Origin of the sequence: Alloiococcus sp. CFN-8 (genome assembly GCF_049943125.1) — a bacterium.
GTDB lineage: Bacteria > Bacillota > Clostridia > Clostridiales > Clostridiaceae > JAEXZL01.
The window spans coordinates 2092493-2118080 of the sequence record NZ_CP188040.1; the positions used below are offsets into that span (position 1 = coordinate 2092493).

General features: G+C 36.8%; 23 protein-coding genes and 1 other annotated feature. Of the genes, 17 read left to right on the forward strand and 6 right to left on the reverse strand.

The genetic code is table 11. The annotated features are described in order from the left end of the window. The first annotated feature begins 17 nt into the window (after positions 1-17). Positions 18-782 carry an alpha/beta hydrolase family protein gene (locus ACPWSR_RS09610; RefSeq protein ID WP_426348019.1) on the forward strand — a complete coding sequence of 255 codons (765 nt, stop codon included), beginning with the start codon at positions 18-20 and terminating at the stop codon, positions 780-782. Between the two features lie 100 nt (positions 783-882). Further along, positions 883-1281 carry a hypothetical protein gene (locus tag ACPWSR_RS09615; protein WP_426348020.1) on the forward strand — a complete coding sequence of 133 codons (399 nt, stop codon included), beginning with the start codon at positions 883-885 and terminating at the stop codon, positions 1279-1281. A 60-nt stretch (positions 1282-1341) separates the two neighbouring features. On the opposite strand, the gene ACPWSR_RS09620 is transcribed toward ACPWSR_RS09615, so the two are convergent. Continuing rightward, positions 1342-1911 carry a GNAT family N-acetyltransferase gene (locus ACPWSR_RS09620; RefSeq protein ID WP_426348021.1) on the reverse strand — a complete coding sequence of 190 codons (570 nt, stop codon included), beginning with the start codon at positions 1909-1911 and terminating at the stop codon, positions 1342-1344. 247 nt (positions 1912-2158) lie between these two features. On the opposite strand from ACPWSR_RS09620, the gene ACPWSR_RS09625 reads away from it, so the two are divergent. The 3 genes from ACPWSR_RS09625 (at position 2159) to ACPWSR_RS09635 (ending at position 5778) form a co-directional block, all read left to right on the forward strand. Further along, positions 2159-3478, forward strand: coding sequence for an SLC13 family permease (locus tag ACPWSR_RS09625; RefSeq protein WP_426348022.1), 1320 nt, complete (start codon positions 2159-2161; stop codon positions 3476-3478). A gap of 65 nt (positions 3479-3543) precedes the next feature. After that, positions 3544-3813 (forward strand) — a binding site (T-box leader). A 60-nt stretch (positions 3814-3873) separates the two neighbouring features. Continuing rightward, positions 3874-5070, forward strand: a complete 1197-nt coding sequence (gene tyrS, locus ACPWSR_RS09630; protein WP_426348023.1) for a tyrosine--tRNA ligase — start codon at positions 3874-3876, stop codon at positions 5068-5070. Between the two features lie 78 nt (positions 5071-5148). After that, positions 5149-5778: a hypothetical protein gene (locus ACPWSR_RS09635; RefSeq protein WP_426348024.1), complete on the forward strand. Its 630-nt coding sequence runs from the start codon at positions 5149-5151 to the stop codon at positions 5776-5778. A gap of 79 nt (positions 5779-5857) precedes the next feature. Here the strand turns inward: ACPWSR_RS09635 and ACPWSR_RS09640 are convergent, their stop codons facing one another. Beyond that, positions 5858-6472: an FMN-binding protein gene (locus tag ACPWSR_RS09640; protein WP_426348025.1), complete on the reverse strand. Its 615-nt coding sequence runs from the start codon at positions 6470-6472 to the stop codon at positions 5858-5860. Positions 6473-6730: 258 nt separating this feature from the next. On the opposite strand from ACPWSR_RS09640, the gene map reads away from it, so the two are divergent. Continuing rightward, positions 6731-7483, forward strand: coding sequence for a type I methionyl aminopeptidase (map, locus tag ACPWSR_RS09645; protein WP_426348026.1), 753 nt, complete (start codon positions 6731-6733; stop codon positions 7481-7483). A 93-nt stretch (positions 7484-7576) separates the two neighbouring features. On the opposite strand, the gene ACPWSR_RS09650 is transcribed toward map, so the two are convergent. After that, positions 7577-8647, reverse strand: coding sequence for an endonuclease/exonuclease/phosphatase family protein (locus ACPWSR_RS09650; RefSeq protein ID WP_426348027.1), 1071 nt, complete (start codon positions 8645-8647; stop codon positions 7577-7579). A 182-nt stretch (positions 8648-8829) separates the two neighbouring features. On the opposite strand from ACPWSR_RS09650, the gene ACPWSR_RS09655 reads away from it, so the two are divergent. The 4 genes from ACPWSR_RS09655 to ACPWSR_RS09670 all read left to right on the forward strand — a co-directional run bounded on the left by ACPWSR_RS09655 (position 8830) and on the right by ACPWSR_RS09670 (position 12645). Then, positions 8830-9705 carry an SDR family oxidoreductase gene (locus ACPWSR_RS09655; protein WP_426348028.1) on the forward strand — a complete coding sequence of 292 codons (876 nt, stop codon included), beginning with the start codon at positions 8830-8832 and terminating at the stop codon, positions 9703-9705. Positions 9706-9995: 290 nt separating this feature from the next. Then, positions 9996-11648, forward strand: a complete 1653-nt coding sequence (locus ACPWSR_RS09660) for a MutS-related protein (protein WP_426348029.1) — start codon at positions 9996-9998, stop codon at positions 11646-11648. A gap of 145 nt (positions 11649-11793) precedes the next feature. Next, on the forward strand, positions 11794-12144 hold the full coding sequence (locus tag ACPWSR_RS09665; protein WP_426348030.1) for a four-helix bundle copper-binding protein: 351 nt from the start codon (positions 11794-11796) through the stop codon (positions 12142-12144). 225 nt (positions 12145-12369) lie between these two features. Beyond that, positions 12370-12645, forward strand: a complete 276-nt coding sequence (locus tag ACPWSR_RS09670; protein ID WP_426348031.1) for a hypothetical protein — start codon at positions 12370-12372, stop codon at positions 12643-12645. Positions 12646-12707: 62 nt separating this feature from the next. Here ACPWSR_RS09670 and ACPWSR_RS09675 read toward each other — a convergent pair whose 3' ends face one another. From ACPWSR_RS09675 to ACPWSR_RS09685, 3 genes are all read right to left on the reverse strand, one after another. After that, complete coding sequence (locus ACPWSR_RS09675) at positions 12708-13820, reverse strand: HD-GYP domain-containing protein (protein ID WP_426348032.1); 1113 nt, start codon at positions 13818-13820, stop codon at positions 12708-12710. Between the two features lie 21 nt (positions 13821-13841). Continuing rightward, the gene (locus ACPWSR_RS09680; protein ID WP_426348033.1) at positions 13842-14207 is read right to left on the reverse strand and encodes a zinc ribbon domain-containing protein; all 366 of its coding nucleotides are present in this window, start codon (positions 14205-14207) and stop codon (positions 13842-13844) included. Positions 14208-14460: 253 nt separating this feature from the next. After that, positions 14461-16362 carry a hypothetical protein gene (locus tag ACPWSR_RS09685; protein WP_426348034.1) on the reverse strand — a complete coding sequence of 634 codons (1902 nt, stop codon included), beginning with the start codon at positions 16360-16362 and terminating at the stop codon, positions 14461-14463. 393 nt (positions 16363-16755) lie between these two features. Here ACPWSR_RS09685 and murI point away from each other — a divergent pair, with 393 nt between their 5' ends. The 7 genes from murI to ACPWSR_RS09720 all read left to right on the forward strand — a co-directional run bounded on the left by murI (position 16756) and on the right by ACPWSR_RS09720 (position 25510). Further along, positions 16756-17553, forward strand: a complete 798-nt coding sequence (gene murI, locus ACPWSR_RS09690; RefSeq protein ID WP_426348035.1) for a glutamate racemase — start codon at positions 16756-16758, stop codon at positions 17551-17553. A 256-nt stretch (positions 17554-17809) separates the two neighbouring features. Beyond that, positions 17810-18085, forward strand: a complete 276-nt coding sequence (locus ACPWSR_RS09695) for an STAS-like domain-containing protein (RefSeq protein ID WP_426348036.1) — start codon at positions 17810-17812, stop codon at positions 18083-18085. Positions 18086-18356: 271 nt separating this feature from the next. Beyond that, entirely contained in the window at positions 18357-18878 is a 522-nt protein-coding gene (locus ACPWSR_RS09700; protein ID WP_426348037.1) for a peptidylprolyl isomerase, read from the forward strand. 29 nt (positions 18879-18907) lie between these two features. Further along, the gene (locus tag ACPWSR_RS09705; RefSeq protein WP_426348038.1) at positions 18908-19291 is read left to right on the forward strand and encodes a DUF3783 domain-containing protein; all 384 of its coding nucleotides are present in this window, start codon (positions 18908-18910) and stop codon (positions 19289-19291) included. A gap of 40 nt (positions 19292-19331) precedes the next feature. Further along, complete coding sequence (locus tag ACPWSR_RS09710) at positions 19332-20027, forward strand: helix-turn-helix domain-containing protein (protein WP_426348039.1); 696 nt, start codon at positions 19332-19334, stop codon at positions 20025-20027. A 136-nt stretch (positions 20028-20163) separates the two neighbouring features. Continuing rightward, complete coding sequence (locus ACPWSR_RS09715; RefSeq protein WP_426348040.1) at positions 20164-24012, forward strand: S8 family serine peptidase; 3849 nt, start codon at positions 20164-20166, stop codon at positions 24010-24012. A 43-nt stretch (positions 24013-24055) separates the two neighbouring features. Continuing rightward, the gene (locus ACPWSR_RS09720; protein WP_426348041.1) at positions 24056-25510 is read left to right on the forward strand and encodes a peptidoglycan-binding protein; all 1455 of its coding nucleotides are present in this window, start codon (positions 24056-24058) and stop codon (positions 25508-25510) included. Positions 25511-25588 lie beyond the last annotated feature (78 nt).

Sequence of the window (25588 nt, forward strand, 5' to 3'; positions counted from 1 at the left end):
AGCTAGGAGTGATATTATTGCTAGTAAACGATAATCTAATTATTGATAAAGTATATATAGAAGGTATTCCTGCCTTGGTTTTTAAGCCTAGAAACACCCTTCAGGAAGGGCTTCCCCTGGTGATTTTATATCATGGCTGGTCCTCTAATAAAGAAAACCAAGTAATGCTTGCAAGTACTATTGCTCTTTATGGCTATGTGGTTTTAGCAGCAGATGCAGTAAATCACGGCGAAAGAGGTAGCCTGGATTATAGCAATGAAAAAAATGTAGTGGAAAAGTTCTGGCCTACGATTTTTAATAACATTAATGAGTCAAGTAAGCTTATTGATTATGGAATTAATGTGCTGAAAGCGGATAAGGAAAGGCTTGCGGTTATGGGGCACTCAATGGGAGGCTTCACAGCATCAGGAGTATTTGTGTCTCATCCTGACTTTAAAACGGTGATAAACATCAGTGGCTCCTTTGCCTATGAGAAGGCAGAAGAGCTTATGATGTCTCGTTTCCCTGGGGTTTATGTGGATGAGGAGCATAAAAGGGAGCTGAGAGAATATGATCCTGTATTGAAGCTGGATATGCTAAATAATAGACCTATATTGATGCTTCATGGGGGAGATGATCAGGTGATCCCCAGGGGAGGGCAGGAGTACTTTTATAAGGAAGCAAAGAGCTTGTACAAAAATAAACCAAGCGATTTTAAGCTGGTTATCTATGAAGGTGGTAATCATAGTATTACGATTAAAATGATTGAAGAGCTTATTATTTGGCTTCAAGAAAAGCTGTAAATAAAGTTAAGAATATCGCGAAGCAGTCCCTGCCTTTAAGAATTAAACCTTAGAATTATGAATATATAATACTAGTAATATTATTCTTGGAGGAAGGATTATGATTCAGTTAATAAATGTTTTAGGTTGGCTATCATTATTTTTTGTTTTGATGACGGCAATTTATCATCTGTTAGATTTGACAATTAAAGGAAGGTTTTATGAGCTTTTGAACAAGGTTCATAGAGGATTAGAAGGTCTGGCAATAACCTTTGGCTTTATTCATGGATATTATATGGCCCATGAGGGAGGACTTGTTTCTGGATATTTCGCCTGGCTTATTCTTGCCTGGTTATTGATTTCAGAGCTGTTTTTTAAGCCTAAAACACCAGGAAATAAGTGGCGTGGTTATGTAACGGCATTGATTGTAATGCTGGTGCTTTTTGCCTTGTTCCATGTTTACAGTGCTATCGTAGGTGAGCCAGTAATAAAAATAATCGATATGATTGAAACAGTTTAGAGCAGCTTAAAGGGCTGCTCTATTAATCTATAAAAGAAGCAGATATTATATCTGCTTCTTTTATAGATTATACTCTAATGTTAGGTACTCATGAGCTAAAATGGCATAGTGCTTTTCATCAAGAATTTTTCCTTTTATAAGATCTCTACCCTGACAGGTTCCCTCATAATGCATGCCGCATTTCTCCATAACTCTTCCGGAACCATCGTTACCCACATAGTGGCAAGCTTCCACACGGTCAACCTTAAGCTTGTTAAAGGAAAGAGCTAAGATCATCTCTACGGCTTCTGTCATATAGCCTTTATTCCAATATCCTTTGTTTAGTACATATCCGAAGGAGGCTTTGTTATTATAAGAGTCAAATCTTATATCAATACAGCCTACACATTTATTTCCTTCTTTAAGTTCAATTGCATAGATTCCTTTTCTCTTCATATAGATATTCTCTATTATATTTTTAGCCATATCCTTTGTGGTTATAGTGTCCCAGGTGAGAAATTTTGTGACTATTGGGTCAGAGGCAAACTCAAAAACATCATCAGTATCTTTTAAGGTAAAAGGACGTAAAATTATTCTTGGTCCTTGCAGTACATTATTTTCTTCAAGAATTTGATTGTAATTTACTATCATAAAATCACCATTATACCATTTATTTACTTTTTAGTTTATCACATCAGGGAAATGGTTTCCATTAATTAAAAAATTAACAGGTTTAAAACTATTTTAAATATTATTAACACACTGTATAATTATTCTGTTGGCTTAATTATAGGTCTCTGTATTAATTTAGTGATTGTATAACTAGAGATTAAAGGGGGGAATTTGCATCCTTAAGATTAGAGTAATTTGAAACTATATTATGTAAGGGGTGTGTTTAATGGATGGAATAAGAGAGAATGTTCAAATTATAGCATTAATTATTTTTATTGTTACATATGGATCATTGATGATTTTTGGGAAATATCGTACACACATAGCTTTAGGCTCTGCTTTAATTTTTATCTTTTTAGGAATATTACCGCTAGATGAGGTCTTTGCAACCATAGATTGGAATGTAATTATGATGATAGCTGGTACTATGGGAATTGTTTATTTATTTACTGAATCAAAAATGCCTGCGCTTCTTGCTGATGAGCTTATATCAAGGATGCCTAATGTTAAATGGGCAGTGGTTTCCTTATCCTTATTTGCAGGAATAATATCGGCTTTTGTAGATAATGTGGCTACGGTATTGATGGTTGCTCCTGTAGCACTGACAATAGCAAAAAAGCTTAAGATATCACCTGTACCTAGTATTATTTGTATTGCATTGTCTTCCAATCTTCAGGGAGCCGCAACTCTAGTTGGAGATACAACTTCTATACTGCTGGCAAAGGCAGCAAACTTAGATTTTTTTGATTTTTTCTATATGAATAATAAAATAGGTATGTTTTTTGTTGTACAAGCTGGTGCAATGGTAAGTGTAATGCTGATGCTTTTCATGTTTAGAAAAGAGAATAATAAGATACAGATGAAGGAAAGAACAAAGGTTACAGACTATTTTCCTACGATAATGCTTCTTCTAACCTTAGCTACACTTATTGTAGTCTCCTTCATTCCTTACAAGAGTGCAGCAGCACCAGGACAGCTGTACAAGCCTGAAATTACCAATGGCTTAGTATGTATAGTATTTTTCTTAATAGGAATTACAAAGGAATTAGTTAAAAATAAAAATAAGGAACTAGTAAAAAATGCTTTCAAGGAAATAGATTTTGCTACAATACTTCTCTTAACTGGTTTGTTCATTGTAATAGGAGGTATTAAGAATGCAGGAATTATTGACTCTGTTAGCAAGATAATCTCAAGTATGAGTGGAGGTTCTGTATTTATAATTTATTCTATTATCGTATGGATGTCTGTATTCTTTTCAGCTTTTATAGATAATATACCCTATGTTGCGACAATGCTTCCTGTGGTAGCAGGAATATCTAATACTTTAGGAATTGATCCTAACCTTCTTTATTTTGGACTTTTATGTGGAGCTACTCTAGGCGGAAATATGACTCCAATAGGAGCATCGGCAAATATTGCTGGTATAGGTATTCTTCGAAAGGAAGGCTATGAGGTACAGGCAAAGACCTTTATGAAATATGGTATTCCATTTACTCTCTCTGCCGTTACCGTAGGTTATGTATTAATTTGGTTCCTATGGAAGTAAAATAGTTGTAGGAAGTATTGACTTTTTTTAGAAACTAGCTCATAATGGCTATAAATCAATTATGAATAAACACAGTGATGGGAAAGAGTAGATTTAGTTTTTCTTATACAGAGAGCTTCCGGCTGGTGAAAGGAAGATAAGAAGCTATTTTGAATACCTCCTTGAGTGGAGCACCAAAATTCCTTAGGAAGAGTAGGCTGACTTGGGCTATCTGCATACCTTATAATGCTAGAGTATATGAGGCAGGATTCTGTCTGTGCGTACTTGAAGAGGTGGATGCCGTGAGGTATTCATAAATTGAGGTGGTAACACGAGATAATGCTCTCGTCCTTGGTAATTATACCGAGGACGGGAGCTTTTTAATTTGCGAAAAAGTAATTAAAGGAGGTTATATAATGCTGTCAGTAGAAGAACAATTTAAAATAATTGCTAAGGGTGCTGAAGAAATTATCAGCGCTGAGGATCTAAAAAGAAAGCTAAAGAAGTCCATTAAGGAAAATAAACCTCTAAGAGTTAAGCTTGGCTTAGATCCCTCTGCTCCTGATATACATTTAGGTCATGCCGTAGTGCTCAGAAAAATAAAACAGCTTCAGGATTTAGGCCATCAGTGTACAATCATCATAGGAGATTTTACAGGAATGATAGGTGACCCCACAGGAAAAGCAAAGGGGAGGAAGCAGCTTTCTGCGGAAGAGGTAATGATCAATGCAAAGACCTACCAGGAGCAGATATTCAAAATATTAGATAAAGAAAAAACAGAGGTAAGGTTTAATAGCCAGTGGTTAGCTAAATTAAGCTTTAAGGATATAATTGAGCTAACTTCAAGGTACACCGTGGCAAGAATGCTGGAAAGAGAAGACTTTAAAAGGAGATTTGAAGGAGGAGTGGCTATAGGAATCCATGAATTTTTCTACCCTTTGATGCAGGCTTATGATTCCCTTGAAATAGAAGCCGATATAGAGCTGGGAGGCACGGACCAGAGATTTAATATTCTCATGGGAAGAACTCTTCAGAAGGATTGTGGAAAAGAAGCTCAAATAGCGCTGTTTATGCCACTTCTAGAAGGACTTGATGGTAAAGGAAAAATGAGTAAGAGCTTAGGAAATTATGTAGGTGTCATGGAGGAGGGTGATAGTATTTTTGGCAAGGTGATGTCTCTGCCTGACGAGCTTATTATTAAATACTTTAATTTAGCTACAGATATCCATCCAGACCAAGTGGAAAGGATAAAAGAAAGACTCTTAAAGGGAGAGAATCCTAGAAATATTAAGGAGGAGCTAGCCATAGAAATAACCACCCTATACTGTGGGAAAGAGGAAGCTCTCCGGGCAAAGGATAATTTTAATAAAATATTTCAAAAGAAAGAGCTTCCAGAGGAAATGGAGAAGTTTAAGCTCACTGCAGGAATGCAACTGTCAGAGATAATAAGGGCGGTTGGTTTTGCCGAGAGCAAAAGTGAGGCAAAGAGATTAATAGCTCAGGGAGCAGTAAAGATAGAAGGAATAAAAGTACTTCAGGATGAGGTGATTTCAAAAGGGGAGAAGGTGCTTCAGGTAGGAAAGCGTAAGTTTGGAAGGATTATTTTCCAATAGGCTCAGACTTTTGAATAATAACTCTCTTTAATGAAAAAATAAGTTTACCAAGATACATTAAAGAGAGGAGAGAAGGCCTTGCTGAAGGATATTCCAATACCCCTGATAAATACCTTTATTTCTGCTGGAGCAATTATTATAGGAACTCTTATAGGTGCCTACTGCAGCTGGATTATAACGAAAAAAGGCACTAAGCTTAACCTGATTCATCAGAAGAAGCTCCTTTATGAAAATATAAATTATGATAAAGAATATCAAAAAAAGAGGCTTAGGGAATATGCCAATATAGTGAGGCTGGATATCTGTACTGCCATTTATGAGAGTATGAGGATAATAAAGGCAGCGGAAGAAGGGGAGGCTTTTAAGCCAGTGCTCCTTCCTGTTAATGAGAGATATTCTACAGTAATTGCAGCCTTAAGCAGTAAATATCAGCTGGAGGAATTAAGCTATATTTATCAGCTTTACGCCCTAATAGAAACTATAAATTATACTATTAAAGATAATGGATCAGAGGATTACTCTAATAGAGTATTGGAGGCTTATAAAGGCTTTCTTTTTAAGCTTTATAATGAAAACCTCCATAATATATTTAAGGTAAAGATTGATGATATAAGCTATAAGGCTTTATATGATAACCCAAATGCTGATGAAAAATATAGAAAAATATTATTAAAACTAGATAAGCTTTGTAAGAATAAAATGGAATAAAAATAAGCTCATCTCTGAGGATGAGCTTATTTTTATATTATATAATATTTACATGAGCTCGAGCTAGTAATCCGGGTTGTTATTTTTCTGCCTTCTCAAGAGCTCTTTGTGTTGCGATAATCCAGTTCTCTGTGGATACAGTTGCACCGGTGATAACGTCAGCGGAGGCGCTTTGTCTATCAATCATGGTCTTAGCTACATCTTTTCTGAATTGATTAAGGTTAGGGTAAGTTGTTCCATTAACTTCTTTACCAGTCCATTGAGTATAATCTATTTCTTTTCCGTCTTTATCTAATCTTCTAAGCTCTATATTGGTAATTTTTCCGTTTTTAATTGTAACTACTGATTCCTCAGAGCCATATTCCCACTTTTCACCCTTACCGGTATAGGTGCCATCTTTATAGGACTTCTTTGTATCAGTGGAGCCATTGCCGTTATTAGAACCATTGTTGGTACCATTGGTAGTGCCGTTATTTGTTCCATTATTTGTACCATTGTTAGTGGTTCCATTCTCCTTGTTTCCACCGTTGTTCATATTGCCATCGTTTCCTGTTTCTGTACCAGCGGAATTTTCCTTATCAGCGCCAGCACCAGCACCAGTGTTATTATCTGCATCATTACCATTGCCACAACCACAAGCGCTGAGTCCAGTAGCTATAAGTATAGCCATAATTGTAGAGAGTACTTTTTTCATTGTAATCCTCCTTAATTGGTAAATTATATTACATATATAGAATGTTTATTTTAATAATTTTTATACCAACTAATTATTTTATTAGAAGATTTTTATTTAAAAAATAGGCCTATTGATATAGAGTATCAATTAAGCTTGAGGTAAATAATATAAAGTGATAATATTATTATGTAGTATGAAGAAGAATAAATTGGAAGACAATATAAGTTTAGAGCATAACAATAATTACTAAATATTTTTGAAAAGAAGGTTTTAAATATGATAATACAAAATGAACAAGAGCTAGAAGGCTTAAAGAAGATAGGAAGAATAGTTGCTATAGCAAGAGAAGAGATGATAAAGGCAGTAAAGCCAGGAGTTACAACGAAAGAGCTGGATATGATAGCCAAGGAGATTTTGGATTCCTATGGAGCGAAATCTGCTCCCATTACCGAGTACGATTATCCAGGGTATACCTGTATAAGTGTTAATGATGAGGTAGCACATGGTATACCAGGTTCAAGGGTTATACAACCAGGAGATTTGGTAAATGTGGATGTATCCGCTGTTCTAGATGGCTTTTATTCCGATACAGGAGCCACTGTTATAGCAGGAGGAGAAGGAAGCGATCTTTATAAAAAGGTTCTTAAATGCTCTGAGGATGCTCTATATAAGGGCATCAGCAAAGCAAAGCCTGGAAGTAGGGTAAATCAAATTGGAAGAGCTATATTCAATGAGGCAAGGAGTAATGGCCTTACTGTCATAAGAGATCTTACTGGACATGGTATAGGCAGAAAGCTTCATGATGAGCCTCATTATATATTCAACTACTACAATAAGGAAAATGATGAGCTCATGGTTAATGGCATGGTTCTAGCTATAGAGACCTTTATATCTACAGGAGCAGAGCATATAGAGGAGCTTGAAGACGGTTGGACACTAGTTACCCCCGATGGCAGCGTGGTTTCACAGTTTGAACATACGGTGGTAGTTAATAATAATGAACCATTAATTCTTACAAAGCTTGATTAATTAAATTTTGGTATAATTAGGAAACTGATAAAAATTCAAAAGCCGTAGATTTCATTGTGTGTACAAGGACATCACAGTGAAACTACGGCTTTTTTATTCGCCCAAGGTTACTTTAAGTCTTACAGGATTATGGTCGCTGTACTCAAAACCCTGATCTAAAGTCTTTATCTCCTCTAGAATTAGGTTAGGGGAGAGGATGAAGCCATCTATAACATAATACTGATTATCATCTGAGGCTTCATCATATATCTGATTTAGTAGCCTTGCAGTAGGGAGGCTATTATCTGCAGCCAGGGTCCAAGAGGTGTTCAGAAGGGAGGTATCTAAGATCCCTGCCTTAAAGAATTCATCATTGATTAAGGGATATGCGCTTAAATCCACCTGTGGAAAGCTCTGATTGAAGTCACCACCAGCTATGACATAATTTCCTTTATTATATTCCTGCAGTAATAAATCCATAAGTATCTTGCTCTGAGCAGCTTTTCCGCTACCATCATCATAAGCCTCCAGGTGAAGGTTAACTAATACTAGTTCTTTATCGCTACCTTCTATAGGTACTCTTTCTACTAATAAACAGCGCTTTAGCTGAGCTACTCTTGTAGGCCAAGTAAAGGAGGTTGGTAGAGCTATCCTTGTGGCATTGCTGCTCTGAAATTTACTTAGGGTCAGTATACCGCTATGAACTTTGCCTATGGTTTCAGGTAATGGATAAGGTATGTAATCACATAAAAAGTTTGTGGCAAAGGACTCAGTGTCATCAGTGAAGAGGTCATTTATATATTGCACCTGATTAATACCAAAGGAGCGTTTAGCGTCAATATCCACTTCCTGAATAAATATCACATCGGTATTCTCTTCTAATAAAAGGCTTTTAACTCCTTCCATATTATTGAGGATAATCTCTTTATTTTCTACATTTACTGTTTCTCCTCCATCCATGAAGAAGTCGTGATTTTTATCTAAGCCTCCATAGCCTATATTATAAGTTAGAAGTGTTAAGGAATCACCCTCAGTGAGAGTCTTAGAAGGAGTACCTGTGACCTCTAGGGCTTCCTGAGGTTCAGGGGAGTATTCCCTAATAGTCAGGAAAGCCAGTAGGGAGATTATAAAAATTAGGGCGATTAATAAAAAGACACCCAGGGTTTTTAGGAATTTTTTTAGCATGGTTATCCTCCTGTTGCAATAGTTGTAATGGTAAGTTATAAGATAATCTTACTATAAATAATCGGTTAAGTCTTTATAAAAAGGCTATGGAATCATAATAGAACAGACATAATTTATAAATAATATTGAAATGATAATCTTATATAATTTTAAGCAACAATGAAGGAAAGGGGTAGATATTCATGAATAATACTTTTAAGAATTTTCCTGATGAACAACCACCTCAGGCACAGATGAAGCAGCCTGGAATAGAGAGTAAGATGACTCCAGAGCCTATATTTGAGGATCCGGCATACAACAAGGGTTCAGGCAGACTATTAGGTAAGGTTGCCCTCTTAACTGGAGCTGATAGTGGTATTGGTAGAGCTGTAGCTGTGGCCTTTGCTCATGAAGGAGCAGATATTGCCATAGTTTATTTAGATGAACAAAAGGATGCAGAGGAAACAAAAGAGCACATTGAGAGATTAGGAAGAAGATGTCTTCTTATTCCTGGAGATATAGGTGAAGAGGAGTTCTGCAGAGAAGCTGTTAACAAGGTAATAGAAGAGTATTCTAAGCTGGACATATTGGTTAACAATGCAGCAGAACAGCATGAACAAACTAGTATAGTTGATATATCTCAGGATCAGCTAGTAAGAACCTTTAAGACTAACTTCTTCGGAACCTTCTACATGACTAAGGCTGCAGTTCCACATCTCAAGGAAGGAAGCAGCATCTTAGTAACTACCTCTGTAACAGCCTATAAGGGTAATCAAACTCTTCTAGATTATTCCTGCACCAAGGGCGCACAGGTAGCCTTCATCCGTTCCCTATCAGGACAGCTAGCAGAAAAGAATATAAGAGTCAACGGAGTAGCTCCAGGACCTATATGGACACCTCTTATTCCAGCCTCCTTCGATGAGGATAAGGTTCAGAGCTTCGGAGCAGATGTACCAATGAAGAGAGCGGGACAGCCTGTAGAGGTTGCACAAGCATATGTATTCCTAGCCTCAGAAGGTGCTTCCTACATAACCGGTCAAGTAATCCACGTAAATGGAGGTTCTATAGTCAACGGATAATACCAATAGGTGACTACCAATAGGTGACAGGCACATGAGTTATGACTTATGTGCCTGTCACTTTGCTTATGGTGCCTGTCACTTGACTTATGACTTATGACTTATTAAGTACACAATTTCTTTTATGCTATCCCTTTAAGAGTTGCAAAATTAAAGGTATAATTCTATTGTGAGGATAATTATGGAATTAGCCGTGAGCTTGTGAAACAATGCAAATGTATAATGGTTGATAAAAATGTTTATAAAGATAGCAGAAAATCTTTAAAACCAAAATAGTGGGGAGAGCTAAAATGGAAGAGGTAATTAAGCAAGGATTGAGCAGAGATGCTATATTTTTAATAGTTTCAGTGGTAGTTTTAATAGGAATTTTAATATTTGCAAGACATAGACAAAAGGCTTCTAATCTTAAGGTTCTTGAGGAGACCCCTGAGGAAAGAAAAAAACGTAAAAGGGATTTTTCCATTATTAAAAAGCTTTTTGATTTACAAACAAAAAATAAGCTTCCAGAAGGGACTCTCGATGATCAGACCTGGGAGGATTTAGAGATGGACAAGGTGTATAAGGAGATGGATTACACCTTAACTACTCCAGGGATGCAGAAGTTATATTGCCTATTAAGAAAGCCAGAATTAGATGCAGGAGAAATAAAGCGAAGACGAGCTGTAATAAGCTTTTTACAAAAGGATGTAGCCAGCAATAATAAAATCCGAAGAATTTTAGCTCTTTTGGGAAGGCAGATGAAAGGAGATATAGCAACCTTTATCTATGAAAATAAGCATAAATACGTGAACAAGCTTATTTTTGACTTACTTTCTTTACTGCCTTTTTTATTGGTTTTCACCTTTCCTTTTGTAGGAGGTTATGCTGTTATGCTTGCCATAGGGGCTTTAGCTTTAAACATGGCTGTTCATTATAATATCAATAATAAGATTAATGCTGGTATGTATTCTATAAACTATCTGGCTTCAATAGCAGCAGCGGTAGACTCTATAGTAAAAGTAGATATACCACAAATTAAGGAATATAGCGATATACTAAGAAAGTGTAGGTCTACCTGTGAAATAATTCTTAAAAATTCAAAAGCGGTAGAAAGAATCGAAGGAGTGGATGTTTTCGGAGATTATTTTAACATTATTTTCCTATTTCAAGTAAGAGCCTATTATAAAATAATGAATAAGCTAGAGAACTCTAAGGAGGATTTAGTACTTATATATAATATTATTGGAGAGATAGATTCTATAGCTGCTGTTGCTTGTTATAAAAATGATATTAAGGATAAGATCTGTGAAGCAGAATTTATTGAAGATAGAAGTTTAATGATCAAAGCTGCTTTAAATCCTCTATTAATTGAGGGCATAGCTAATGACATTACCATAGGAGAAAAGGGGATAATACTCACTGGATCTAATATGTCAGGGAAATCCACCTATTTAAGAACTGCAGGTGTTAATAGTACACTAGCCCAAACCTTTGGCTTTGCCCTTGCGTTAGAGTATAAGGGAGTTCTTCTAAAGATAGTAAGCAGCATAAGCCCTAGAGATGACATTTCCAAGGGGAAGAGCTATTATTTAGGGGAAGCAGAGGCCGTTCACAGGGTGATTAAAGAGTCAGAGGGTGAAATTCCTGTACTGTGTATCATTGATGAGATATTTAGAGGTACAAACCCTATGGAGAGAATTGCAGCTTCAACAGAGATTTTATTGTATCTTATGAAGAAAAGAGCTTTAGTCCTAGTAGCCACTCATGATCTAGAGCTTACGGATTATACTAAGGGCTATCTTACTCCTTATTATTTTAGTGAGGATGTGGATGATACAGAAGGTTTGACCTTTGATTATAGGCTCCGAGAAGGGGTATCTCCTACAAGAAATGCAATAAAGTTTTTAAGATATCTAGGCTATCCAGAAGAGATAGTAAAAAAAGCGGAAAAGAGAATATCTTAGTTAGCTATAAACAAAGTATTAAGGGTTTTGGACAATTTAAAATAGGGTGTTATACTTCTATAAACTCTCGCAACCTTCTGTTGATTATATTTCTTAGTATATAAATAATATAACTAAGTTAATAAATTATACAGGAGGAGATAAGATGACTAATTCGATGATGAAGGAAGGAAATCCTAATCAGAGCTGTATAGATTCCTGCTCTAAATGTGTCCAAATATGTGAGGAATGCTTCACCATGTGCCTCAATGAAGAGAATGTGAAGGATAGAATACACTGCATAAAGAGTCTCCAGGATTGTGCTGAGGTCTGCAGCCTTGCTGTTAAGGTGATGTCACGTAACAGTCACTTGACTTATGAAATATGTAAATTCTGTGCTGAGGTGTGCGAAGGCTGTGCTGACCATTGTGGTATGTTCCAGGATGAGCACTGCCAGATATGTTCCAAAACCTGCAGAGAATGTGCTGCTGAATGCAAAAAAATGACAACAAACTAAAAAGAGCCTTTTAAGGCTCTTTTTTTCAGGTGACAGGCACATGACTTATGACTTATGTCATAAGTTCTTTTTTTAAATTATAAAAATTATATTGACAAAGAAACATGTGTTCGCTATTATATATACATAGACAAACAAGTGTTCGATATAATTATTTGGCATAATTGGATTTACTACGTAATATACTTATATAAACGCTTCTAACTATTAAGGGAGGTACCGTAGATGAAAAAGTCCAGTGGTATTTTTGTGAAAATAAATTATAAATCCGAAGGAAGGGCCCAGGGTAAGGCTCAAGATAAAAGGGTTAATGATATAAAGAATTCTATTTATAATAAATATCTCGCCTGTGCAGGCAGCCTCAATAAAAATGGAGGCACAATGATTTTTCAAGCAAGAGATCTAGTAGAAGCAGAAGAAATTATAAAATATAATCCTTTTGCTACCAATAGCTTCTATTCTTATGAAATTCTAAGCAAGAATTCTATTGCTTTAGGCTAGACATAATTGATGACGTTGAAGAAGGAGTCCCCAAGGGCTATTAGCCTTCATTGAGAAGCTCCTTATATTGCATATATGATATCTGAGATAACTATGGAGAGCTCCTTCAAAAGACTGACGAGCTTTCCTATTTTATTTTCCTCTTTACTTTCTATTATCCTTATATCCGGTCTTAAAGGGTAATAAAAGGGAGTATCTAAAACAATTCCTATGTCTCCATTACTAAGTCTTACTATAGTACCGCTAGGGTATGGCACTACTACTCTTGAAAATACCGTAACGATATTATGATCAAAAATAGTTCCGGAGTGTGCCATTATGTATTCCATGGCCTCATTGGGAAGGAGAGCTTTTCTATAAGGCCTGTGGGAGGTTAAAGCATCATATACATCAGCAACTGCCACAATCTTTGCCAGGGGGTGGATTTCATCTCTTGTAAGTCCACCGGGATAGCCTAGTCCATCGACTCTTTCATGATGCTGTAGAGCTATTAATCTAACACTAGTGCTTATACTTGGCACATTTCTTAAATAGTCAAAGCCTTTGGTAGTGTGTTTTTTTACGTAGGTATACTCATCAGAGGTTAGAGAACCTTCCTTGGTTATGATATCCCTGTGAATTAAGACCTTACCAATATCATGAATTAGTGCGCCAACACATAAATCCTTCAGATCCCGTAGTGGAAGCTGAATTCCTAAGCCTATAACAAGAGATAAGAGTGCTACATTGATACTATGATTATAGGTGCAATCGTCCATAGATTTTATATCAACAAGGCTGACCATAACATTTTTATTATTTATTATATTGTCTAAAAGCTCATCAGATAGCTTGTATACAGAGGTAAGGTAGGCATCCTTGCATAGTGATGATTGGGTAGGGGAAAAGAAGCTTTGTCCATCCCATAAGCTTTGAAATTTATCGATGTTTTTAAAGGTATCCTTTAATACCTTAATGGACTTTTCTCTTAATTGGGGTTTAATAATGGTTACGATTTCTGAATCACTATACTCATCCTGTACCCATAGGGTAAAAATATTATACTCTCTCAGTTTATTTATGGTTAGAGAGTTTAATACCGCTCCTTCTTTTAGAAGTATTCTGTTCTGTGAATCGTATATATTTTTAGCTAAAAGACATCCGTCTCTTATACTTTCTAAGGGAACCAGTCTCATAATACCACCTCAAGAAAATTATTATAAACTTTTGCCGCATTTATTACAGAAGTTACTTCCTTTATCAATGAATCTACCACAGTGAGGACACTGCTTTTCATCCTTTACAGATAACAATTCCTGTTCTAGCTCCTTTATTTCCTTTTTTAAGGTTTCTATATCAGTAAAATATTTTTTAAAAGGGCTGTTTTTAGAAAGATTCCTTTTATACTTTTTATAATAGCTTCTTCCTAGTTCTTTATATATATCGTCTATTTTATTTTTTTTTGAAGATATTAATATATTAATTCTTGAAGAATCTATAAGAATTGAAGATTTTTTTATAGTTTTTCTCCCTGTATCCTTTAATGCCCTTCCAATATCATTTATGGAATCCTTAATGTCCATTCTTAATCACCTCGAGTTTTTTTATATTATATGCACCTTAAACAAACTCCGTTCAACACACCTTAAACAAACTCCGTTCAACACACATATAATAAACTCCACTCACTGAAAAAATAGCAAGCTCCTTCCACCACTAATATAGCAACTGTCTTTCGCCATTTTCACAAAAAAATTATAGTCTTAAGTAGATTTAATGGAGAAAATAAAAAGCCCGCCCTTTGGGATTGAACTCTATAGGGCGGGCTCAGGTATATTATATATCTAAAAGATTTTTCTTGTAGGAATCATAGATTTTTCTAAGAACATCCATCTTATAGTCCAGTTCTATTTGTAGAGCAGACACCTTTTCATAATCTTCAGCAGCTGTTGCCTCTCTTATTTTTGTAAATAAGCTCTTGCTGGTATAGGTATCCTTCATTAGATAATGCCTAAGCTCATTAATAGCCATCCAGTTGGATATATCTAAATCTAAAGATTTTTCAAGGGTATGAAGAGCTTTGTAGGAGCGAACCTCTCCCATATAGCTATTCATTATTTTATGCTCTATTTCAGTTAGCCAGCGAGATTGAACGGTTATGGCATAGGATTCAATGGCGCGATCCGTGAAGGCTGAGCTTCTCTTAAGAGCCTCCAGCTTTTCAGGATATTTTTTGAAGGAGGAAAGATTCTCATAAACTGTCGAAGGAGCCTTCCCAAAGAAGCTATTTCTTTCTTCCTCGGTGTAATCCTCAAATACATCCTCTTCTGATCTATAGGCTCTGTCTGTATCTAAATAATCCCCAGCTTCACCAGGCTTCTTTGATAATTCCTTTAATAATTCATCCTCATCCTTGCCACTGCTTAAAGCATAAATTACACCGTCAAGCATGGCTAGGTAACCAGCGGACAAAGCTAGATAGGTATTGGTATGAGGATTAGGAGCTCTAAGCTCAAATCTTGTTGCTAATGGATTATTTTCATCTCTAATAAGTCCAGCGAGCACAGTTCTATTCCTTGAAGGAATTGCAGTACTGTGACCTAGAGATGTAACAATACATACTGGAGCTTCATAGCCGGGCTTTAATCGTCTTAAGGAATCATTGGTTGCAGATACAAAAGGATTAACTATCTCATAGTTCTTAAGAAGTCCCATTATAGCACCATAGCCTATGGTACTGAGAAAATGATCCTTAGTTGCAGTAAATAGGTTAATAAGCTTACCGTTTTTTAGCTTCAACGCCATACCCATGTGAGTATGCTCTCCATTTCCTGCAACTCCTTCAATTGGCTTTGCCATAAAGCTTACTTCTAGACCATGTCTTCTGAAGGTTTCCTTTACAATAGTCCTTATAAATAGTTCGTTATCTGCAGCTTGAATTGCTTCATCGAATTTCCAATCTATCTCTAGCTGCTCCATGATATGATTGAAACGTCCCGTTTCATCCAGCTTCCCTTGAACACCACCAACCTCTTTATGACCCATTTCAGGATTGAAGCCGTAGTATTCCAGCATGAGCATGCATTCCTCTAAGGCTGTTCTAACATCACCTTTTGTACGTGCCCAATACTGCTCCTTCAGTACCTGTGAGGTGGAAAGCTCTTCCGTTTCAGAAAGGTCGTTAGGAGTTTTAACCCAGAATTCTAGCTCTGTAGCAGCAGTTGCTTTGATATCTTCTATGTCATCTAGAGTAATCTTATAGTTTTCAAGAAAATGTGGATGTTTTTTCAGAAGGTCAAGTAGATTGCTTTTAAAGGTTTCAATGGAAGCCTTAAGGATATGTCTTGAATCAACAGACTTATTTTCATGCTTTAAGAAGCAGGGAATCCTAAGGGTCCCTACAGGCTTATTAGTTGCATCATCAATAAGGTCATAGTTATAATCTACAAACCAATTACAATTTAAATCTACAACCATATCAGTTTTAGCATTATTTAAGTCAGCAATTCCTGGTAGCCACACAGAGGAGCCATCGGTCTGGGCTGCTATTCCGTGAAGAAAGCTGTTAATATCCTCAAGAAATACTTTTATAGGTATCTTTTCATCTGTATCATTTCCTGCAAGGTCTACTCCAACTAGAGAAACAAATTTAATCTCAGGATGAGCCTGGAGTAATTTCCTTAAGGTTTCTTCTTCATGGTTTGACTTTGGAATTGTGTAAATTAAATCTTTATACATAATCGCGGCATATAATTTTGTGGGAAACTATAAGCCTTGTCACTTCCTTTCTTTATTATATTAAATTGATGAATTTAATAAAATAAAGCGGTTAAATCATATAAAAATTGTATATTAGCTTCCGGGACAAGTCAATAATCGTATGAAAAAAATGATAATTTAAAAAAATATTCGTGTTTTCTAGGTGCTTGCTATTTTTTGAAAACCGTTGCAGCTGATTTGTTTTTAACAAAATTGTAATATAAATATAAGAAATTAAGAATATAAATAACAAAGACATCAATTATCTACTTATACATAATTCTAGATATTAATTATTATATGGTAATATAATAGAAAAAGGGATAAAATATTTATAGATACAGGAACTTTTGCTAGTATGGAGTGATTCTTATGAAATTTTCAAAAGAAAGTCCCATTGGATTCTTCGATTCTGGTGTGGGTGGCCTAAGCGTATTGAAGAAGGCTATAGAGCTCATGCCTGAAGAAAATTATATATATTTTGGAGACTCAAAAAATGCACCTTACGGAGGTAGACCCACGGAAGAGGTAAGAGAGCTGACCTTTAAGGCAGTAGAATTTTTACTTCAGAAGGGGGTTAAGGCAGTGGTTGTGGCATGCAACACTGCTACTAGTGCTGCAATTAATGAGCTTAGGGAAAAATACGCTCATCTCCCTATAATAGGTATAGAGCCTGCTCTAAAGCCAGCAGTGAAGAGCTGTGATAGTGGTAAAATTATAATAATGGCTACAAATGTTACTTTAAAGGAAAAGAAATTCAATGCTCTGATGAAGAGCCTCGCTGAGCAGGAAGGCTGTTTAAACAGAATAATACCACTGCCATGCCCTGGACTTGTAGAATATGTGGAAAACGGAAAGACAGAGGGGGAAGAGGTAAGAGGGTTTTTGAATGGAAAATTAGCCCCTTATCTAGGTGAACGTATTTCTTCTATAGTTTTAGGTTGTACTCACTATCCATTTGTAAGAGAGACAATATCAGAGCTGGTGGGAAAAGAAGTACAAATAATTGATGGAAGTGAAGGAACCGTTAGAGAGCTTAAGAGAAAGCTTGAAGAAAAGGAATTAAGGAATTTAGAAGGAAACAAGGGTAATGTTATTATATACAATTCTTCGGAAAATGAAGAGATAATAGCCTTAAGCTATAAGCTCCTTGGTATGACTAATAGGTAATCTCTGGTGCTTAGAAAAACCATGTAGGAGCTTTTTATAAGCTCCATAACTTATTTGTATAAAAAACACCATAAAGGAAATCAGAAATAGGGATAGAGCTTATCCCTATTTTTTCGTCCCCTGCAGGAATATAAAGTAATATATAGAAAACTTTATAAAAACTTTGTTAAACTATTGACAAAGTTACTGCTCCATGGTACATTAGAATCAGAAGGAAGTTAAAAGTAAAAAGAGAGAAAACTAGGAGGGAAAAAGGATGTTAAATGTTAAGGTTAAGGAGTTTTTAGGGGAAGGCTTTGGGATTGAAGATGCTATACTTCTTAGAGAATGGATAAAAGGCAATATAAATGAGAAGATAACCCTAGATTTTGATGATATAGATAAGGTGCCATCAACATTTTTCTGCTGTTTATTTAGTGATTTGATATACAAGTTAGGAAGAGAGTTTATTTTTTCGAATATTAATGTTAAAAATTTATCAAATAGAAATGATTATAATAGGGTAGTTCTGGGAACCTCCTTTGCTAATTAATCAAAATTTCTATCCTGTTATTGCAATGGTATAGAAGGGATAAGATATATAGGAGAGGTCTGATAATAGTGAATAGGAAAATTGGGGGCAAGAGTCCTTGAAGTCATGGTTGCGATATAGCCATGACTTTATTTTATTTCCCTACAAGTTATGGTAAAATACTATATAAGTTTTGTATAATGTTTCTGTAGCTGTATGATTACATTAACCTTAGGAAAAAATCAATATATAAAAATTTGAAGAGCATATCTTCAAAGAGGAGGTTTTTAATATGAATCCATTAGTAACTATCACCACAGATCAGGGAGAAAAGATTAAGATAGAGCTTTATCCTGAGATTGCAGAAAATACCGTTAAGAATTTTTTAAGCCTTGTAAATAAAGGCTTCTATAATGGCCTAACCTTTCATAGGGTAATTCCAGGCTTTATGATTCAGGGAGGAGATCCTGATGGAACCGGTATGGGTGGCCCAGGCTATTCAATAAAGGGAGAATTTAAGGGAAACGGCTTTGATAATTCCCTTAAGCATGATAGAGGAGTGCTTTCCATGGCTAGAGCTATGAATCCTAATTCTGCTGGAAGCCAATTCTTCATAATGGTTGCTCCTGCTCCACATTTAGATGGACAGTATGCTTCCTTTGGTAAGGTGGTTGAAGGTATGGAGGCTGTGGACAGAATAGTTGGTGTGTCTAGAGGAAGAAATGATATGCCTCATGAGCCTCAGGTAATGGTTGAAGTGGTAGCTGATACCTTTGGTGTAGAATACGGTGAGCCAGAAAAACTAAATAGATAGTATTTTTAGATATAGAGGAGTGAATACTTTTGGAAAATAATAAGATGCTGCTGGTTTATGGATTATCCTCTGAAGAGCTTAATCATCTTAAAGGAACTAACCTGACTATAAAAGAAATAACCAGTGAGATGACTTCAATGAAAATAGGTCAGATAATTGAAGGACTAAAATTTGAAATTCATGATAAGGTGCTTCCACAAGAAAAGGTAGTGCTGTTTAATAATTTTTCCGATGAAGATTTAAATATCGGGATTAAATTCGTAAGGGCAATTATAGGGAGAGAAGGAATCATGGCTGTAGTTACCCCTACTTCCATAGAATGGACCTTTGATTATCTACTAGAGCATCTTATGGAAGAAAGACAATGGTTTAAGGATAAGGAAGCTGAAGAGAAGGCAAAGCTTAAGAAATAATAAATCCCTTTAACTAGAGGAGAGGAAGGTTAGTTGACTCGTGAGTAGAGTAGGAGAAAAGGTAAAGGCAGCAAGAACAAGTAGAAATATGAGCCAGAAACAGCTTGCTAAGAAGCTTGGAGTTGCTGAAAGCTACATTCAGGATGTGGAGCTGGGAAGAAAGATTATTAATGAAGGAATGATAAGCAGGCTTTCAAAGGTTCTATCTGTGGATTTAAATGATGTTAGCATGGTAGCCACCGATGAGGATTTAAGGGAAGAAAATAAGCTTAAAACACCCAATCTTCCAGAGAGCAGAACTCTTAAGAATGATAAGTCAAAAGGGGCATCTGAGGAGATTTGGAATCAAGCCTTTGGCTCTGTACTTAAAAATGTTCCTGTTTACGATTATTCCTTTGAGAGTCCAAAGAGCAGTAAAAAGCTGCCAGTGGAATCTAATAAAATTGAAGGCCATAGTGCCGATAAGGTCTTTTATATAGAAATTGAAGAGGATGATATGATAGGTTACAGAATAGCTAAGGGAGACTTAGCTCTCTGCTATGGAGTAAAGGAGCTGGAGGGAAGCTCTATATATCTTCTTGATTACAATAATAAAAGAGTTGTACGCCAGGTTAAAAAGCTAGATAACACAAAGGTACTCCTTTTAAGTAATGGTGGCAGTGTAAAAACAGAAACCATGGGAATAAAGGAAATTAAACCTATAGCAAGACTTATTAAGCTTGAAATAAAGCTATAAACTTAATAATAATACCTTAAGGGTTGCCTTACAGCTAAAGAAATTTTAGCCGTGAGCAGCCCTTATTATTTTTGAACAAAAGGGTTATTTCTGAATATAATGTATCTAAGTACTTAATAATTATCGGAGGGTTTTAATGGAGGGAAGTGGTTTATTTAACCTATTAACAAATGTTCCCCCAAATCTTTTTAATGCCGTAAAGGAATTGTCCAGCTTATCTCAGTTTTTTACCGATGAAATTCAGGTAGAGGTACTTTTTGGGGAAAATGTGGATAATGTTAGACAAGCTGTGGATAACCTGGGTGGAGTCTTTGAAAATCTAGGCTACGGCTTTGGGATAATTACTATACCTGTGGATAAGCTTCGGGAATTATCCACAATTACTGATATACAGTACTTAGAGCTGCCTAAGCTAATAAGTAATTCTTCCATAGATAGCTTAAGAGCCTCTTGTGTACCTCAGGCCTGGGAGCAAGGAAATCTTTCAGGAGCAGGAGTTCTCATTGGCTTTATTGATACGGGAATAGACTATACCATTAATGCTTTTAAGAATGAGGATGGTACAACTCGTATTGTATATCTTTATGATCTCATAGAGCAGGTAGGCTATAATCGAGAGGAAATAAATAGAGCATTAAATAGCCAAGCCCCTTATTCTATAGTAAATTTTACTGATTCAACAGGACATGGTACCCAGGTAGCTGGCATTGCCTGTGCTGGGGGTAATATAGATAGAAACTATTATGGAGCTGCCTATAATAGCTTTATTGCCATGGTGAAAATTACTGCCGTAGAGGGGATTAATTTTTCCTTAAGTACTCAGCTAATGAGAGGGATAAAGCTTTTAGTAGACAGGGCAAGGGAGCTTCAGCTACCTCTTACCATAAATATTAGCTGGAGTACCAACGATGGTGCTCATAATGGCTCCAGTATATTGGAGCAATATATAAATACCATCAGCAGTAATGAAAGGGTAACCATAGTAATTGCTGCAGGAAATGAAGGAAATGCTGGTCACCATGTAGGAGGAGAAAATTCAGAGGATCAGAGCATAGAGTTTACAGTAGCAGAAGGTGAAAAGGGTCTGGTTATGCAGCTATATGCACCAGTTTTATCAGATATGGTCCTTGAGCTAAGAGATCCATCAGGAGCTACCACTGGAGAAATACCACTTACTGAGGGCTTCAGACAAAACTCTTTAGGTCAGGATATTATATTAATATATAACACTGGACCTAAGCCCTTTAATGTTGAAGGAGAAACAACCATTACTATAGTACCTGCCTCAGGAAATGCCATAGCCTCCGGTCAGTGGAATTTAACACTGAGAAATATCTCACAGTATTCTGGTAGATATGATATATGGATGCCTGTTTCAGAGAGCCTGAGGGCAGCTACTAGATTTTTGAATCCGGATATATATAATACCTTAGGAATTCCGGCAACAGTCCAAAATGTAATATCTGTAGGAAGCTATAATTATCAAAGCCTTTCAATTTCTCCCTTTTCAGGAAGGGGGATTTATGGGAGAGGCTTTATGAAGCCTGACCTAGTAGCTCCAGGGGAGGATATACTCACCACCCTTCCTAGAGGAAGCTTTGGGCCTAAGACTGGAACCAGCATGGCAGCTCCTCAGGTTTCGGGAATAGCAGCACTGTTTATGGAATGGGGACTAGTAAAGGGCAATGATCCTTTCCTTTATGGAGATAGGCTGAAATATTATCTTATAAAAACCGCCACAAGAAGAAGGTTAGAGGAGGAATATCCCAATCCTACTTGGGGTTATGGAAGAGTATGTGCTGGGGATGCCTTAGAGCTTCTTACACAGCTCCTTCCATCCGGTGGAGTGAGGAGATATTTTAGATCTGAACAGCTGCCACAGTCTCAGACTCAAACCCAGGGACAGCAGCCTCAATCTCAAGGGCAACAGACCCAGCCTCAAGTTCAGCAACCTCAGGTACAGCAGAACCAAAGTCAACAGATTCAACCTCAGGGACAGCAAGTTCAGCCACAAGCACCTCAACCTCAACCACAGCAAACTCCTGCAGGTCAGCCTTCACAGACACAAGCAGCTCCTCAGGGCTTGGGAACATCTACGCCTGCACCTGTCGTTCCTCCTGTGAGCCTGCCAGCAGGTGGAGCGCTCACAGAAGAGGAGATACAGAGTATAATAAGGACCAGGGAAAATTATTTGAGTCCTGATTATCGTAACCATATTGCTCAGTATGATGGGGATATTGCTGGAGAGCTTTATGCATCAGGACTAGGAACAGCTATTATAATTAATGAAAAATATGCTGTAGTATCGATATTATCAGGAAGGTGGCCAGAAGCAGAGGATAAGATAAAGTCGATAGTCTTTATTGATCCAGGAAGACTGTATGTCCTTAATGCAGAAAGTCCTGTAGATGCTGCAGAGATACCCTTCTTCCATACTAATACCTTTATTAATCTTACAGGAAGAGGAATTTACTTGGCGATAATAGATACTGGAATAGATTATTTGAACAGAGAATTTCAATTTGAGGATGGCAGCACTAAAATTTTGAGAATTTGGGATATGACAGATCAGACAGGAACTCCTCCTAGGGATTTTATTATAGGAAGTGAGTATACAGAGGAGCAAATCAATGAGGCCTTAAGAATTAGTAGAGAAGGTGGAGACCCTTATTCTGTAGTTTCAACAAGAGATACTAATGGACATGGTACGAATATGGCGGGAATAATGGGAGCTAAAGGTCAGGATCCTCTCCTTACTGGAGCAGCACCTGATGGTAGATTTATTATTGTGAAGCTCAGTGAATCTAAGCTAGCCCAGTATGGAAATATTAAAGGACAATTCCAGTTTCCTATATACACCGATGCTGATATTATGCTTGCATTAAAGTATGTATTTTCTCTAGCCAGAGACGAAAATTTACCTACTAGTTTGCTGCTGCCGCTATCAACAAATCTTGGTCCTCATGATGGTAATTTGCTAATCGAGCAGTACATCACTTATAATTCAGGTTTTCCAGGGATTGTTATTACTATTCCAGCGGGAAATCAAGGGCTGTCCGATACTCATACAGAAGGAAGGCTTCGAGAAACTGGCGCTTCAGAAGTGATTGAGCTTCAGGTTGGGGAAGGACAAAATAATATTATGTTTGATATTTGGTTTCAAAGGCCCGATAGAATATCCATAAGCATTACCTCTCCTTCAGGAGAAGTAATAGAGAGGATTCCTATAAGGCCGAGAATTGATCAGAGGTCCACCTTTCTCTTTGAAAGAACAGAAGCGATAGTATTTTATAATATTCCAGATCCTAATACAGGAGATGGAAGTATTATAGTTGTTCTTAACAATGTGGTAGAAGGAATATGGAAGTTTACTCTAATAGGTGAGGCTATATACAATGGTACTTACAATGCATGGCTACCTAGTAGAGAGCTCCTTAAGGAAGGAACAAGATTTTTAAGTCCTAGCCAAAATATCACGATTACCTCTCCCAGTGTTGCTTCCGGCGCCGTTACTGTAGGATTCTATAATCAAAATAATAATACTGCAGATGCCAATTCTGGAAGAGGCTTTACAAGAACTGGGGCTATAAAACCAGATATAGTAGCAGGAGGAGTAGACGCGGTGGTTATTTCTCCCGGAGGAGGAACTACTACTAGAACAGGAAGCAGTGTAGCTGGAGCCGTTACAGCAGGGGCAATAGCACTTCTTCTTCAGTGGGGGCTATTAGAAAGAGAGGATGCTTCATTTTATAGTGAGACAATAAAGACTTATCTCATAGCAGGTGCTGTGAGAGAGCGAGGAGAGGTTTATCCCAGCAGGCAGCTTGGCTATGGTTTTTTGAATCTCAGAAATACCTTTGAGGCTTTGAGAAATACTTATAGAGTCTCTTCTTTTGAAAGCTTCTTTGAACGTCTTAGTGAAGGAGAAGAGGAATATACCTTGGGTAATTTATATGTGAGAAAACCCGGTAACCTAATGCTATAAAAAGACATATACTGTAATGAATCATTATTATGAGGAGTCAGATATGGCATTAGGCCAATTAAGAGTAGTAGTTTTTCAAAATGATAGCTCCGTGCCTCTACCCAACAGCAGAGTTACTATAACTCCCTTAGGTCAGAATAATCAAGAGGAAACTGAAGCTACTGTAGTAATTACCACCAATGAGCAAGGGCAGACGGAAACTATAGATCTTACTGCACCGCCAATTGAATATTCCCAAGCACCAAATCAGCCTGTACCTTATAGCTTTGCCAATATCCGAGTAGAGGCTGAAGGCTTTATACCTACAACTATCAATGGAGTACAAATATTCCCAAGCCTCACAGCTCTACAAAATGTTAATATGGTCTCTAATGAGGTAGCTGCGGCAAGAGGAATAGACAGGGTACAGATAAATATACCAAAGCATAGGTTAGTAGAGGAATCAGAGAAAAAATATCGACAGGATATAGTTGTAAATATACAGGCAAATACTCTCGTTGGAATATTCCCTCCTAAAATTCCTGAAGCTGAAGAGAAGCCTCTTCCTCCAGCAAAAAGCACAGTTGTCCTAGAAAATGTTGTGGTGCCGGAGTTTATTATAGTTCATACAGGAGTACCTGATGATAACAGTGCACAAAATTATACCGTTGGATACAAGGACTATATAAAAAATGTAGCTTGCTGTGAAATTTTTTCCACCTGGCCGGAAAGCGCCATAAGAGCTAATTTATACTGTATAATTTCCTTTACTCTAAATAGAGTTTACACCGAATGGTATAGAAGCCGTGGAAAGAATTTTACCATAACTAATTCTACTGCCTTTGACCAGGCCTTTAGTCCCGGGAGAAATATCTATGATAATATAGATAGAATTGTAGATGAAATATTCTCTACCTATATAAAAAGACAGGGGACAAAGCAGCCTTTATTTGCTCAATACTGTGATGGAGTGCGAGTATCCTGCCCAGGCTGGTTAACCCAATGGGGAAGCAAAAATCTTGCGGATCAGGGAAGAACTCCTTATGAGATACTGACTAATTTTTATGGTACTAATATTGATCTTGTTAGAGCTCCTGAGGTAGAGGGAGTACCTGAATCTTATCCAGGTAGAACTCTATCCATAGGAGATACTGGAACCTCAGTGAGATCTTTACAGACCTATCTCAATAGAATATCAGATAATTATCCTCTGATACCTAAGGTTCCTGTGGATGGGGAATATGGACCTAGTACAGAGGAAGCTGTAAGGGTATTTCAGCAGGTATTCAACCTTCCGGAGACAGGCAGAACAGACTATGCTACCTGGTATGAGATTTCTCAGATATATGTAGGAGTGACTAAGATAGCAGAGCTTAGAGTGGGTAATGAAATAGAAGGTTTTAAAAGCTACGAAGCCTCCTATGGACAATCAAATTTTACAAGAAGAGTTTTTTATCCGCCAACTACCTACGAAAAGGTCAACATACCAAAGGTCAATTACATGGATGATGGTTATTGATTATTTAAGAAGAGATTAAAATTTAAATATATGAAGGATTATTAAAGGACATTTATTGATGTATAAAGCACAATAGAT